The organism is Corynebacterium sp. MSK006, from assembly GCF_030232385.1.
Lineage (GTDB): Bacteria > Actinomycetota > Actinomycetes > Mycobacteriales > Mycobacteriaceae > Corynebacterium > Corynebacterium frankenforstense_A.
On the sequence record NZ_JASPJZ010000002.1, the window covers coordinates 229,227 to 242,731 of the forward strand.

Here is a 13,505-nt window from a genome sequence, read left to right on the forward strand (position 1 = left end):
CCTCGGCGCGGGTGCCGCGTCTACATGTGCTGGGTGGTCAACAGCCCCCGCCGCATGCGCTCGATGAGGTTGGAGCGCAGGTAGAGGATGTAGGCCCACACGGCGATGAACAGCAGCGCGACGATGCCCATCGACGGGTGGATGAGGAAGCCCGCCAGGGCGACGACCTGCAGCACCACGACCGCCGTCGTCGCCCAGCTGTAGCGCTGCAGGAAGGCCAGCACCAGGAAGGCCAGCGAGAGCACCGTCACCGAGACCCAGTTGACGGTGGTCCAGTAGGCGCCCCCGTCGACGCGCAGGATGACGGTGAGCACCAGCGCGAAGCTGATCGCCTCCATGACCAGGGTGCCGGCCATCACGCCGCGCAGGCCCTTGAGCGGGTCCTTCTCCGGGGCGTGTCCGGGCCCCAGCGGGCCGTACTCGACCCCGGCGGTCTCGTTCGCGGACCTGTCGCTCACGCGGGTTCCTTTCCGAAGAGGGTGCGGGCCTCACCGGCGGTGACCACCGAGCCGGTGACGATGACGCCGGAGCCGGACTGCATGTCGGCGTCCTCGGCCAGTTCGAAGGCCAACTCTACCGCCCCGGGAAGGGCGGCGGCGACGTGCACGCGCTCCTCGCCGAAGATCTCGCGGGCGATCTCCGCCAGCAACTCGGCGTTCAGCGCGCGCGGCGAGGTGTTGGCCGTGCACACGATCTCGCTGAGGTGCGGCTCGAGCTCGGTGAGGATCCCGCGGACGTCCTTGTCCGCCAGGATGCCGACCACGCCGATGAGGCGACGGAAGTCGAAGTCGCGCTCGAGCGCCGCGCCCAGGGCACGCGCACCGTGCGGGTTGTGGGCGGCGTCGATGAAGGTCGTCGGCGTCGAGCGCACCCGCTCGAGGCGGCCCGGCGAGGTGACCTGGGCGAAGCCGCGACGCACCGTGTCCTGGTCGAGCTGGCGGCCGGCCCCGGCGCCGAAGAACGCCTCGACGGCGGCCAGGGCGACCGCGGCGTTGCGGGTCTGGTGCTCGCCCGAGAGCGGCAGGAAGATGTCGGTGTACTCGCCGGCCAGGCCCCGGATGGTCAGGGTCTGCCCGCCGACGGCCACGCCGGCGGACTCCACGCCGAACTCGACGCCCGCGCGGGCCACGGCGGCGTCGACCTCGACGGTGCGGCGCAGCAGCACCTCCATCGCCTCGGGCTCCTGCTCGGCGAGGATCGCGATGTTGTCCGGCGGGGTCAGCAGGTCGTCGGTGTCCCAGCGGGACTTGATGATCCCGGCCTTCTCCCCGGCGATCTCGCCGACGGTGTCGCCGAGGTACTCGGTGTGGTCCAGGCCGACGGGCATGACGACGGCGACCTGGGCGGAGACGACGTTGGTGGCGTCCCAGCGCCCGCCCATGCCGACCTCGACGACGCCGACGTCCACCGGCGCGTCCGCGAAGGCGGCGTAGGCCATGGCGGTGAGCACCTCGAACTTGCTCATCGGCACGCCGAAGCGCTCGTCGACCATCTCGACGTAGGGCCGGATCTCCCGCCACGTCTCCACGTAGCGGCGCGGGTGCACGGGCACACCGTCGATGGCGATGCGCTCGGTGACCTGCTGCAGGTGCGGGCTGGTGGTGCGTCCGGTGCGCCGGTGGAAGGCGCGCAGCAGCGACTCGACCATGCGTACCACGGAGGTCTTGCCGTTGGTGCCGGCGACGAGGATGACCGGGTAGGCGTTCTGGGGCGAGCCCAGCAGGTCCATCAGGGCCTCGACGCGCTCGAGGGTCGGGTCGATCTTGGTCTCGGGCCAGCGCTGGTTGAGCTCGGCCTCGACCTCGGCCAGGGCGGCGAGGTCCTCCTCGGTGACGGGTTCCTCGATGGCGACGTCCTCGGCGGGACCGGCCTCCTCGGCCATGTCGATCGGCAGGCTCAGGCCCGTCTCGTCGAGGTGCACGCCGGCCGAGGCGTCGGCCCCGGCGCCGAGGTTCTCCTCGGCCTTCTCCAGGCGGTGCAGCTCCTCGGCGGTCAGCGCCTCGCCGGCGAGCATCGCCTCGGCGAGCTCGGCGTCGCTGCGCTCACGGGCGCCCGCGGCGCCGGGCGTCGAGCCCGACGCGGCGTCGTCAATCGAACCGTCGTCTGCCATCAGTTCATCGCCTCCAGACGCTGACGGATGCGGGCGACCTCCTCCTCGGCGATCACGCGGCGCTCGCGGATGCCGTTGACCACCTTCTCGGGGGCCTTGTCCACGAAGTTGGGGTTGTTGAGCTTCTTGCCCGTGGTCTCGAGCTCCTTCTCGGCCTTGGCCAGCTCCTTCTCCAGGCGCTTACGCTCGGCGGCCTTGTCGACGGTGCCGGAGGTGTCCAGCGCAACCTCGACGGTGGCCTGGTTGAGGCGCACCTCAACCGAGGCGGAGGCGTCGAAGTCCTCGCCCGGGGCCTCGACGCGGGCCAGGGAGCGGATCAGGTCCTCCTGGTCGACCAGGTCGGCCGCCGCGAAGTCGAGGCGGGCGGGCACCTTCTGGGAGGGCTTGACACCTTGGTCGGAGCGGAAGCGGCGGATCTCGGTGATCAGGGTCTTCGCGTCGGCGATGCGGCGGGCAGCGACCTCGTCGGTGGTCGCACCGCCGTTGGTGTCGGCCACGCCCGGCCAGGAGGCCTTCATCAGCGACTCCTCGCCGGTCAGCGCGGTCCAGAGCACCTCGGTGACGAACGGCATGGCCGGGTGCAGCAGGCGCAGCAGCACGTCGAGGACGCGGCCCAGGACGATCTTGGTGTTCTCGCCGACGACGTTGGCGCCGTCGCGCGGGATCTGGGTCTTGGCGATCTCGAGGTACCAGTCGCAGAACTCGTCCCAGGCGAAGTGGTAGAGCTCCTCGTTGGCCTTGGCGAACTGGTAGTCGTCGAAGTAGGCGTCGACGCGGCCGCGGACCTCCTCGAGGCGGTCGAGGATCCAGCGGTCGGCGTCGGTGAGCACGTCGCGGTCCGGCAGCAGGTCGACGTGCGCGCCGTTCATCAGGGCGAAGCGCGCGGCGTTGAAGAGCTTGGTGGCGAAGTTGCGCGAGCTCTGCGCGTGGTCCTCGCCCACCGGCAGGTCGACGCCGGGGTTGGCGCCGCGGGCCAGGGTGAAGCGCAGGGCGTCGGCGCCGTAGCGCTCGACCCAGTCCATCGGGTCGATGCCGTTGCCCAGCGACTTCGACATCTTGCGGCCCTTCTCGTCACGGACCAGGCCGTGCAGGAAGAGGTCGGTGAACGGGATCTGCGGGCGCCCCTCGGTGCCCTCGCCGAGGATCTCCGGGGTGATCTTGGCGGCGAAGGTGCCGAACATCATCATGCGCGCCACCCAGAAGAACAGGATGTCGTAGGCGGTGACCAGCACGGAGGTCGGGTAGAACTTGGCCAGCTCCGGGGTGGAGTCCGGCCAGCCCATCGTGGAGAACGGCCACAGCGCGGAGGAGAACCAGGTGTCCAGGACGTCCGGGTCCTGCTCCCAGCCCTCCGGCGGGGTGTCGTCGGGGCCGCAGCAGACCATCTCGCGGTTGCCCTCGGCGTCGGCCGGGCCGTACCAGATCGGGATGCGGTGGCCCCACCACAGCTGGCGCGAGATCGTCCAGTCGTGCATGTCGTCGACCCAGTCGAAGTAGCGCGGCTCGAGGTTCTTCGGGTGGATGGTGGTGTCGCCGGAGCGCACCGCGTCGCCGGCCATCTTGGCCAACTCGTCGACCTTGACGAACCACTGCAGCGACAGGCGCGGCTCGATCGGCTCGCCGGAGCGCTCGGAGTGGCCGACGGAGTGGACGTAGGGGCGGACCTCCTTGACGATGCGCCCCTGCTCGCGCAGCGCCTCACGGATCGCGTCGCGGGCCTCCTCGCGGGTCAGCCCGTCGAAGCGGGTGCCGGTGCCGTTGATCTTGCCGTCCTCGTCGATGACCTGCGGCATGGGCAGGTCGTGGCGCAGGCCCATCGCGTAGTCGTTCGGGTCGTGGGCCGGGGTGATCTTTACGGCGCCGGTGCCGAACTCGGGGTCGACGTAGTCGTCGGCGATGACGGTCAGCGTCAGGTCGTCGCGGAAGGGGTGCGGGAAGGTCTGGCCGACCATGTCGGTGTAGCGCTCGTCGTCGGGGTGGACCGCGACGGCGACGTCGCCGAGCATCGTCTCGATACGCGTGGTGGCGACGATGATGTGCGGCTCGGCGTCGTTGAGCGAACCGTAGCGGAAGCTGACCAGCTCGCCCTCGACGTCCTTGTAGGTGACCTCGATGTCGCTGACGGCGGTGCGCAGCTCCGGCGACCAGTTGACCAGGCGGTTGGCCCGGTAGATCATGCCGCGGTCGTAGAGCTCCTTGAAGATGGTCTGCACGGCGCGCGACAGGCCGTCGTCGAGGGTGAAGCGCTCGCGCTCCCAGTCGACGGAGTCGCCGATGGCGCGCATCTGCCTGAGGATGCGCCCGCCGTACTGCTCCTTCCACTCCCAGACCTTCTCCACGAACTCCTCGCGGGTGTAGTCGTGGCGGGTCTTGCCCTCGGTCTCGGCGAGCATGCCCTCGACCTTGGACTGGGTGGCGATGCCGGCGTGGTCCATGCCGGGCAGCCAGAGCACCTCAAAGCCCTGCATGCGCTTGCGGCGGGCCAGGCCGTCCATGAGGGTGTGGTCCAGCGCGTGGCCCATGTGCAGCTGGCCGGTGACGTTCGGCGGCGGCAGCACGATGGAGAACGCCGGCTTGTCGCTGGCGGGGTCGGCGTGGAAGTAACCGCGGTCCTGCCAGCGCTGGTAGAGCTCGACCTCGTGCTCCTTGGGGTCCCAGCTCTTGGGCAGCAGGTCGGCGCGGTTGTCGGTGTGTGCGGCGTTCTGGTCAGTCACAGCGACCCATCATAGCGGCCGGGTGCGCGCGTTAACGCGCCGGTCGGCGCCGCCGCGCGTGTGCGTGTGGCCCGTGATTGACGACGCTCGCGCATGACCCCTGCCACTGCGCACGTGCGGCGCGGGCGGGGTCACGTAAATACCACAGGTGACTTCACCACGCGCGGCGCCCACCCGTAACGGGGGTAGGGTGGCTCCTCGTGACTGAATCGTCGATGAAGAGGGAAGAAAACAAGGCACAGAACCCGGGTGCTCATCTGCCGGCGGTGGCCAAGCACGACCCGAAGTGGGTCAGCGTGGTGGGCACATCGCGGCGGTACAACCGCAACCTCATGCTCGTGGTGCTGCTGATCGCGCTGGCGATGTCGCTGATCCAGGTCAGCTCCGTCAACGTCGCACTCAGCTCGATCGCCACGGCCACGGGGGCGACCTCCACCGAGCTGCAGTGGATCCTGTCCGGCTACGCGCTGGCCATCGGTGTCGCGCTCGTGCCGTCGGGGCGCCTGGGCGACCTGATCGGGCGCGCGGAGCTGTTCACGGTGGGCATGGTGTTGTTCACCCTGGCCTCCACCGCCTGCGGCCTGGTCAGCCACGCCGGCGTGCTCAACGTGCTGCGCGTGCTGCAGGGGCTGGCCGCGGGCGTCTTCTCCCCGCAGATCACCGGCATCATCCAGCAGTACTTCCGCGGCCAGGCCCGCGCGAAGGCCTTCGCGCTCTTCGGCTTCGTCATCTCGGTCTCCGTGGCGCTCGGCCCGGTGATGGCCGGCGTGCTCATCCAGCTGCTCGGCGGCCAGACCGGCTGGCGCTCGACGTTCCTGATCAACCTGCCGCTGGGCGTCGCCGGCGTGGTCGCGGCGCTGCTGTGGCTGCCCTTCGGCGCGGAGCGGCGCCGCCGCGACGCGGGCAAAGGCTCGCACCTGGTGGCCCGCCGCATCGACCTGGACCCGGTGGGCACCGTGCTGCTCGTGCTCACGGTCGTGATGATCATGCTGCCCTTCGTAACCCGCAACCACCCGATGATATGGCTGCTGCTGCCGACGGCCCTGTTCACCGGCGTCTGCTGGGTCCTCTGGGAGCGCCGCTACGCCGCGCGCGGCGGGGACCCGATGGTGGACCTGCGGCTGTTCACGCTGAGCTCCTTCAGCTACTGCAACGCCGTGGCCGCCCTGCAGTTTCTGGGCATCACCTCGGTCTTCGCGCTGGTGGCGATCTACCTGCAGCAGGGCCTGGGCCGCTCGGCGCTGCTGGCCGGCGTCATCGGCCTGCCCAACGCGGCGGCCTCGGCGGTCTCCTCGCTGTGGTCCGGAAAGTACGCCATCAACTACGGTCGCGGCCTGCAGGTCTTCGCCGTGGGCATGATGGCCCTCGGCGTCAGCCTCGCCGCCGGCGCGGCCCTCATGGTCCCGCAGGGCTGGTCCGTGTGGTGGATGGCCGTCGGGTTCGGCGTGCAGGGCATCGGCCAGGGCATGATGGCCTCGGTCAACCAGACCCAGGCGATGCTCGACGTCCCGCCGGCCCAGGGCGGCGTGGCCGGCGGGGTGACCCAGACGGTGCAGCGCATCACCACCGCCATCGGCAACGCGATGATGACGGGCATCTTCTTCGCCCTGGCCGCCGGCGCGGACGGCGCCGCGGCGGGCGCGGCCGAGTCCGTACGCGCCTGGTCGGACGCGATCGCGGTGGCCTACCTGACCATCGGCGCGATCATGGTGGTCTGCCTGGGCGTGGCTGTGGCCTATTGGCGCACCGGCCGCCGCGGCGGCAACCACCGGGCCGTGACCGCCCGAGCGGAGTAGCCGGCTCCGGGAGCGGGGCCCGGGGCTAGCGGCCGACGGTCGCCTCGACCACGCCGTCGACGCCCTCGACGGCGATGCACACCGTGGCGATGCCGTCGGGGTCGACGGTGACCGTCTCCTCGACCAGGGGGCCGGGGCCGTCCGCACGCCGTTCGACGCGCACCTGGGCGAGCTGCGCGGCGTCGGCACCCGAGAGCGCCGGGTCGAAGGGGACGGTGACCTCGGCCAGGAGGCTCAGGTCGCCGGGGGCGCCGTGCTCGGCGTCGAGGGCGGAGTACTCCACGTAGCGGAAGACGCCGACGTTGTGGGCGGCGCGGTAGCGGCGGGTCACGCGCACGAAGCCGTCCTCGTCGGCCTCCAGGCCGGGGGCGACCAGCGGGTCGAAGCTGACCGCGCGGCCGGCGTCGGTCTCGCGGAAGACGCCGATGCCGCGGGCCATGCGGTCGCGCAGGGCGTAGTCGGAGTCGGGGTCGGCGGCGATGCCCAGGCCGACCGCGGTTGAGGCTGTCGGCAGCGGGGAGCGGTGCACACGCCGGCCGAAGCGCTCGCGCAGCATGCGCGGCACCAGGGGCAGCGCGCTGGCGCCGCCGACGAGGTAGACGCCGGCGATGTCGGTGTCCGTGAGCGTCTCGTCGGTGCCGACGATCGGGGCGAGTACCTCGAGGGTGCGCTCCACCAGCGGGGTGGCCCGGGCGTAGAAGTCCTTGACGGGCACCACCGCGACGTCCTCGTCGTCGCCCTCCCCCAGGTCGAGCACGATGCGGCGGGTCTGCGGCTTGATCTGCTCCTTGGCGGTGCGCGCCTCCTCGAGCAGGCGGGTGCGCACGCGGCGGCCCATCGCGTCGCCGTCGCGGCCGGCGATCTCGAGGGCGCGCCCGAGCAGCGCCTCGTCGAAGTCGTCGCCGCCGAGGCGGTTGACGCCGAGGGAGTGCTCGACGTGGTGGACGCGGCCGTCGATACGCAGCAGGGTGGCGTCGAAGGTGCCACCGCCGAGGTCGTAGACGATCACGGAGCTGCGCCGGCTGTTGAGCGTGGTGCCGTGGCGGTGGGTGTACTCGAAGGCGGCCGCCGAGGGCTCGTTGACCAGGCCGATGACCTCGGCGCCGGCGCGGGCGAAGGCGTCGATGGTCAGCAGCCGCTGCGCGCTGCCGGCGTGGGCGGGCACGCCGAGCATGATCTCGGGCGCGGCATCCTCCGGCTCGCCGGCGAGGCGCTGGTGGGCGCGCAGCGTGGCGACGACGTCCGCGGCGAAGGCGGCGAGCACCTCGCCGAGCGGGCGGGTGGTCGAGCCGATGCGCACCGGGGTCTGCTCGGTGGTGTGCTCCCCGCCGAGCAGGCGCTTGAAGGAGCGGGCCTGGGCCGTCGACTCCGAGAAGACGGCCTCCCAGCCGGTGAGCAGCCCGCCGGCGCCGTCGAGGGCGACCACCGACGGCAGGTAGTCGTGCGAGTCTCCCGCCGGGTCCACGACGGGGACGACGGGATAGTTGCCGCGGTCGACGACGGCGGCGACGGTGCGGGTGGTTCCGAAATCGACCCCGAATCTCATGGCCCAAAGGCTATCCCGCGTCGTCGGCCCTGACCCGCCGACGCGCCCGGGGCGCGGGGGTACAGATACGCCACACCCCCCGCGGGATGTGCCTGCGGGGGCGTGTGCGGGACCGGCGGTGAGACCGGTCACGGCCTCGGGGCGGCTGTGCCGCGCCCGGACTAGAGCAGGTCGGCGACGGCCTCGCGCTCGGACTTGAGCTCCTCGACGCCGGCGGCGATGCGCTCGCGCTGGAAGTCGTTGAGCTCCAGGCCCTCGACGAGCTTGAACTCGCCGTTCTCGGAGGTGACGGGCTGGCCGAAGACCAGGCCCTCCTCGATGCCGTAGGAGCCGTCGGACGGGAAGGCGGAGGTGACCCACTTCTGGGTGCCCTGGATCCAGTCGCGCATCTGGTCCACGGCGGCGGAGGCGGCCGAGGCGGCCGAGGACTTGCCACGCACCTGGATGATCTCGCCGCCGCGCTTGGCCACGCGCGGGATGAACTCGTTGAGGTACCAGTCCCGGTCGACCAGCTCGGAGACCGGCTTGCCGTCGACGGTGGCGTAGGTGATGTCCGGGAACTGCGTGGAGGAGTGGTTGCCCCACACCACGACGTTCTCGATCTCCTCGGTGCCGCAGCCGATCTTCTCGGCCAGCTGGGACAGGGAGCGGTTGTGGTCGAGGCGCATCATGGCGGTGAAGCGCTCGGCCGGCACGTCCGGGGCGGCGTGCTGGGCGATCAGGGCGTTGGTGTTGGCCGGGTTGCCGACGACCAGGACGCGGATGTCGTCCGCGGCGCCGGCGTTGATGGCCTTGCCCTGCGGGCCGAAGATCTTGCCGTTGGCGGCCAGCAGGTCGGAGCGCTCCATGCCCTTGCCGCGCGGCTGCGCGCCGACGAGGAAGGCGGCGTTGGCGCCGTCGAAGGCCTTCGTGGCGTCGTCGGTGATGTCGATGGACTTCACCAGGGGGAAGGCGGAGTCGTTGAGCTCCATGGCCACACCCTGGGTGGCCTCCACGGCCTGCGGGATCTCGAGCAGGGACAGGGCGACCGGCTGGTCGGGCCCGTAGACGTCACCGTTGGCGATGCGCCACAGCAGCGAGTAGGCGATGTTGCCGGCGGCGCCGGTGACTACGATCTTCTTCGGCTGGTTGGTCATGAGTGTGTGGATTCCTTTCGGTAGGCGTCCGGTACCGGGCACGCCCGTCTGTTTCTGGTTCTCAGTCTTCTTCCGTGGGATGTGCCGGTACTCCCCAACAACAATAGCCTGAGACCACACATCCGGACACCGCCGACGACCACCCCCGAATTGGTAGTGGGGAAGTCCATTCTGTCCCGTTTTCCTAGGATGAGGCTTGGTTGACACCGTTGGTACTGCCCCCGCGCGTATTTCCGTTTCGGGCCTGACGTGGGCACAGTCGTGGCGGGTCAGACGAACCGCAGCACCCGAGGCCCGCACGAGCGGGCGGAATTGATCCCGGCCCGGAAGGAAGTGGACTGCCCCGATGGCATCAGACGCATTCCGCGACACAGACAGCCCCGAGCCGCGTACCGATAAGCCCGTCGACGGGGAGACGGCCGGCCACGGGGACAACCAGTCCACCGGCCGGGTCATCGAGGTCGCGCTCGAGCGTTTCTCCCGCCTGCCCTTCTCCGAGGCCAAGCTGGACAGCATCGCGCGCAACGCGGGGATGTCCAAGCGCATGATCCACTACTACTTCGGTGACAAGCGCGGCCTCTACCAGGCGGCGCTGACGGAGGCGGTGCGCCTGCTGCAGCCCGCCGAGGAGGCGATGCACGTCGACTCCGCCATCCCCGTCGAGGGAGTGAGCACCATCATCGACGCCCTCCACGAGCAGTTCCTGGCCCACCCCGAGGCCGTGAAGATGATCCAGATGGAGAACGTCCAGCGCGTGCTGAACCTCTCGGAGCTCTCTCCCCTGGTCGACCACACCCCGGTCCTGCTCAACCTGGACCGCCTGCTGCTGCTCGGCCAGGACTCGGGCGCCTTCCGCCCGGGCATCTCGGCCTTCGACGTCTACTTCCTCGTCTTCGCGCTGCTCGCCCGCCGGGTCACCGACCAGGCCACGGCGCTGAACCTCTACGGCGCGGACCTGTCCACCGAGCGCAACATCGCTGGCACCCACCGCATGGCGGTCGACGTGGTGCTGGCCTTCCTCACCGCGAACATCCCCGACGACGGCCACGAATCCTACCTCGACTCCTCGGCCTCGCCGGCCGGCGGCGAGCAGGACGCGGGCCCGACCCCGTCCATCTACGGCGAGGACGACTCCTCCTCGTCGGTCATCTACGGGTGACGCTCCAGCTGCCGTCAGCGGGAGAGCCGGAAAGCCGGTCGCACGGGGGTAGTTGTCAGGCAAAGACATTTACACATGAATGAATGAGACGGCCGTCGCGGGTGCGACGGCCGTCTCATTCTTTCGGGGGTCTGTGCGGCGGCGACCCGCTAGGCGGAGCGCTCCTCGGCGGTGGTCTCGACCTCGAGGCCGACCTCGCCGCGCACCATCTCGGCGGTGACGGTCACGCGCCCGGCGTCGGCGCGGTCCGGGATCTCGAACATCACCGGGACCAGCAGCTCCTCCATGATCGCGCGCAGGCCGCGGGCTCCGGTGCCGCGCTCGAGGGCCTTGTCCGCGATCGCCTCGAGGGCGTCGTCGGTGAACTCGAGCTCGACGTCGTCCATCGCCAGCAGGCGCTGGTACTGCTTGACCAGCGCATTCTTCGGGCGGGTGAGCACGGCCACCAGCGACTCGCGGTCGAGGTTGCGCACGGTGGCCACGACGGGCAGGCGGCCGATGAACTCGGGGATGAGGCCGAACTTGACCAGGTCCTCGGGCCGGACCTCGGCGAAGATGTCCTTGGACTCGCGCTCGGAGGCGGTCTCGATCTCGGCGCCGAAGCCGAGGCCCTTCTTGCCCACGCGGTCCTGGATCACCTTGTCCAGGCCGGCGAAGGCGCCGGCGACGATGAACAGGATGTTCGAGGTGTCCAGCTGGATGAACTCCTGGTTGGGGTGCTTGCGCCCGCCCTGCGGCGGGATGGAGGCGACCGTGCCCTCGAGGATCTTCAGCAGCGCCTGCTGCACGCCCTCGCCGGAGACGTCGCGGGTGATCGACGGGTTCTCCGACTTCCGCGAGATCTTGTCGACCTCGTCGATGTAGATGATGCCGCGTTGGGCGCGCTGGACGTCGAAGTCCGCGGCCTGCAGCAGCTTGAGCAGGATGTTCTCCACGTCCTCGCCCACGTAGCCGGCCTCGGTGAGGCTGGTCGCGTCGGCGATGGCGAACGGGACGTCGAGAAGCCGCGCCAGGGTCTGCGCCAGGTAGGTCTTGCCGGAGCCGGTGGGCCCGAGCATGAGGATGTTGGACTTGGCGATCTCGACGTCGTCGCCATCGTCGCGCAAGGAGCGCCCGGCCTTGGCGGCCTTGTCGGCCTCGCGGATGCGCTTGTAGTGGTTGTAGACGGCCACCGCAAGGGTGCGCTTGGCCTCGTCCTGGCCGATGACGTACTCGTCGAGGAACTTCGCGATCTCGCTGGGGCGGGGCAGGCGCGGGGCCTTCTCCTCGTCGGCGGCGGCCTCGGCGCCGATCTCCTCCTCGATGATCTCGTTGCACAGCTCGATGCACTCGTCGCAGATGTACACACCGCCGCCGGCGATGAGCTTCTTCACCTGCTTCTGAGTCTTCCCGCAGAACGAGCACTTGAGCAGGTCGGCGCTTTCTTGCATACGTGCCATAAGCCGGTCTACGTCTCACTTCGTGTCGAGGATTAAAGGGCCTTTGCGGCGCCGGCCCCCGGGTGCGGTGAGCCGCGCGGCGCCGCGACGTCTGCCCCCACTGTAGCGGGCCGCGCCGACGGCACCCGAACGCGCAGCGCGCGGCGGTTCGACGGGGCGTGACGGCCCTCCCGAGCGGGGGTGGACGGCCTCAGGCGAGACCCTCGGCGACCTCGAAGGAGGCGTCGGTGAGCTCGCGGACCTCGTCGACGGTCACGCCGTCGGCACACCCGACGAGGGTCAGGCCCTCGAGCGGGTCCACGGTGAAGACGGCGTGCGAGCTGATGATCATGTCGACGCAGCGCGAGCCGGTCAGCGGCAGCACGCAGCGCTCGAGGATCTTCGGGGCGCCCTTCTTGGTCACGTGGTCGGTGACGACGATGACCTTCTTGGCGCCGTGGACCAGGTCCATCGCCCCGCCCATGCCGCGGACCATCTTGCCCGGGACCATCCAGCTGGCCAGGTCCCCGTGGGCGGAGACCTCCATCGCGCCGAGCACGGCGACGTCGATGGTCCTCGAGCGAATCATGCCGAAGGACTCCGAGGAGAAGAAGAAGGAGCCTCCGGGGCGCACGGTGATCGTCTCCTTGCCGACGTTGATCAGCTCGGGGTCGACCTCGTCCTCCCGCGGGTAGGGGCCGACGCCGAGCACGCCGTTCTCGGAGTGGATGACGACCTCAACGTCGTCCGGGATGTGGCCGGGAATCAGCGTGGGGATGCCGATGCCCAGGTTGACGTACTGGCCGTCCTCGAGCTCGCGGGCGGCACAGGCGGCCATCTGTTCTCTGTTCCAGCTCACTTGCGCACCGTCCGGTTCTCGATTCCGGTCTCCTGGGGGCCGACGACCACGACGCGGTCGACGTGGATGCCCGGCACGTGGATCTCGTCGGGGTCGATCCGGTCCACCAGCTGCTCGACCTGGGCGATGGTCACCGCCGCGCAGCGGGCGGCGTCCGGGTTGAAGTTGCGGGCCGTCTCATGGAAGACGAGGTTGCCGTAGCGGTCGCCCTTGGCGGCGTGGACCAGGGCGAAGTCGGCGGTGATCGCCTCCTCCAGCACGTAGAGCTCGCCGCCGAACTCGCGGGTCTCCTTCGGCGTGGAGGTCTCCGCCACCGAGCCGTCGGGGGCTTAGCGCACCGGCAGCCCGCCCTCGGCGAGCTGCGTGCCCACGCCCGCCTTGGTGTAGAAGGCCGGGATGCCGGCGCCGCCGGCGCGCATGCGCTCGGCCAGGGTGCCCTGCGGCGTGAACTCGACGGAGAGCTCGCCCTCGAGGTAGCGGCGGGCGTACTCGCGGTTGGAGCCGATGTAGCTGCCGATCGAGCGGGTGATGCGCCCCTCCTCGAGCAGCAGCCCGAGCCTGAAGCGGTCGGTGCCCAGGTTGTTGGAGATGACGGTCGGGTCTCCGGCGCCTGTTTCGGCGAGGTGCTCGCGCAGCGCGTCGATGAGGCGGGCGGGGATGCCGACCAGGCCGAAACCACCGACGGCGACGGTCGCGGCGTCGGAAATGTCGCGGACGGCCGCCCGCGGTGTGGAAATTGTCTTGTCGATCATGCCGCGCAGTGCACA

Annotated in this window: 9 protein-coding genes and 1 pseudogene; 2 read left to right on the forward strand and 8 right to left on the reverse strand. The window is 70.4% G+C overall.

Annotated elements, in window-relative coordinates; all coding sequences use genetic code 11:
- Positions 1-20: 20 nt before the first annotated feature.
- The 3 genes from QQA02_RS02435 to QQA02_RS02445 all read right to left on the reverse strand — a co-directional run bounded on the left by QQA02_RS02435 (position 21) and on the right by QQA02_RS02445 (position 4,824).
- A complete protein-coding gene (locus QQA02_RS02435) occupies positions 21-458 on the reverse strand; it encodes a DUF4233 domain-containing protein (RefSeq protein ID WP_284863191.1) in 438 nt (145 codons plus the stop codon).
- Positions 455-2,014 (reverse strand): bifunctional tetrahydrofolate synthase/dihydrofolate synthase, encoded by a 1,560-nt coding sequence (folC, locus tag QQA02_RS02440; RefSeq protein WP_502870963.1) that lies wholly within the window; start codon positions 2,012-2,014, stop codon positions 455-457. Before folC ends, QQA02_RS02435 begins: the two co-directional genes overlap by 4 nt.
- A gap of 95 nt (positions 2,015-2,109) precedes the next feature.
- Positions 2,110-4,824, reverse strand: a complete 2,715-nt coding sequence (locus QQA02_RS02445) for a valine--tRNA ligase (protein WP_284863192.1) — start codon at positions 4,822-4,824, stop codon at positions 2,110-2,112.
- Positions 4,825-5,024: 200 nt separating this feature from the next.
- Here QQA02_RS02445 and QQA02_RS02450 point away from each other — a divergent pair, with 200 nt between their 5' ends.
- Positions 5,025-6,620 carry an MFS transporter gene (locus tag QQA02_RS02450; protein WP_284863194.1) on the forward strand — a complete coding sequence of 532 codons (1,596 nt, stop codon included), beginning with the start codon at positions 5,025-5,027 and terminating at the stop codon, positions 6,618-6,620.
- 25 nt (positions 6,621-6,645) lie between these two features.
- Here QQA02_RS02450 and QQA02_RS02455 read toward each other — a convergent pair whose 3' ends face one another.
- Both QQA02_RS02455 and QQA02_RS02460 read right to left on the reverse strand, forming a co-directional pair.
- Positions 6,646-8,166 (reverse strand): Hsp70 family protein, encoded by a 1,521-nt coding sequence (locus QQA02_RS02455; protein WP_284863196.1) that lies wholly within the window; start codon positions 8,164-8,166, stop codon positions 6,646-6,648.
- Between the two features lie 161 nt (positions 8,167-8,327).
- Entirely contained in the window at positions 8,328-9,302 is a 975-nt protein-coding gene (locus QQA02_RS02460; RefSeq protein WP_284863197.1) for a malate dehydrogenase, read from the reverse strand.
- 346 nt (positions 9,303-9,648) lie between these two features.
- Between QQA02_RS02460 and QQA02_RS02465 the strand changes: the two genes are divergently transcribed.
- Complete coding sequence (locus QQA02_RS02465) at positions 9,649-10,461, forward strand: TetR/AcrR family transcriptional regulator (protein WP_284863198.1); 813 nt, start codon at positions 9,649-9,651, stop codon at positions 10,459-10,461.
- Between the two features lie 149 nt (positions 10,462-10,610).
- Here QQA02_RS02465 and clpX read toward each other — a convergent pair whose 3' ends face one another.
- The 3 genes and pseudogenes from clpX to QQA02_RS02480 form a co-directional block, all read right to left on the reverse strand.
- Positions 10,611-11,900: an ATP-dependent Clp protease ATP-binding subunit ClpX gene (gene clpX / locus QQA02_RS02470; protein WP_284863200.1), complete on the reverse strand. Its 1,290-nt coding sequence runs from the start codon at positions 11,898-11,900 to the stop codon at positions 10,611-10,613.
- Positions 11,901-12,090: 190 nt separating this feature from the next.
- Positions 12,091-12,738, reverse strand: coding sequence for a 3-oxoacid CoA-transferase subunit B (locus QQA02_RS02475; RefSeq protein WP_284863202.1), 648 nt, complete (start codon positions 12,736-12,738; stop codon positions 12,091-12,093).
- Positions 12,735-13,490 (reverse strand): annotated as a pseudogene (locus QQA02_RS02480) (CoA transferase subunit A). Before QQA02_RS02480 ends, QQA02_RS02475 begins: the two are co-directional and overlap by 4 nt.
- Positions 13,491-13,505: the final 15 nt, after the last annotated feature.

Coding starts and splice junctions, on each gene's coding strand:
- QQA02_RS02460 (WP_284863197.1), bottom strand. CDS start 9,302: ATGACCAACCAGCCGAAGAAGATCGTAGTCACCGGCGCCGCCGGCAAC.
- QQA02_RS02465 (WP_284863198.1), top strand. CDS start 9,649: ATGGCATCAGACGCATTCCGCGACACAGACAGCCCCGAGCCGCGTACC.
- clpX (WP_284863200.1), bottom strand. CDS start 11,900: ATGGCACGTATGCAAGAAAGCGCCGACCTGCTCAAGTGCTCGTTCTGC.
- QQA02_RS02455 (WP_284863196.1), bottom strand. CDS start 8,166: ATGAGATTCGGGGTCGATTTCGGAACCACCCGCACCGTCGCCGCCGTC.
- folC (WP_502870963.1), bottom strand. CDS start 2,014: ATGCTCGCCGGCGAGGCGCTGACCGCCGAGGAGCTGCACCGCCTGGAG.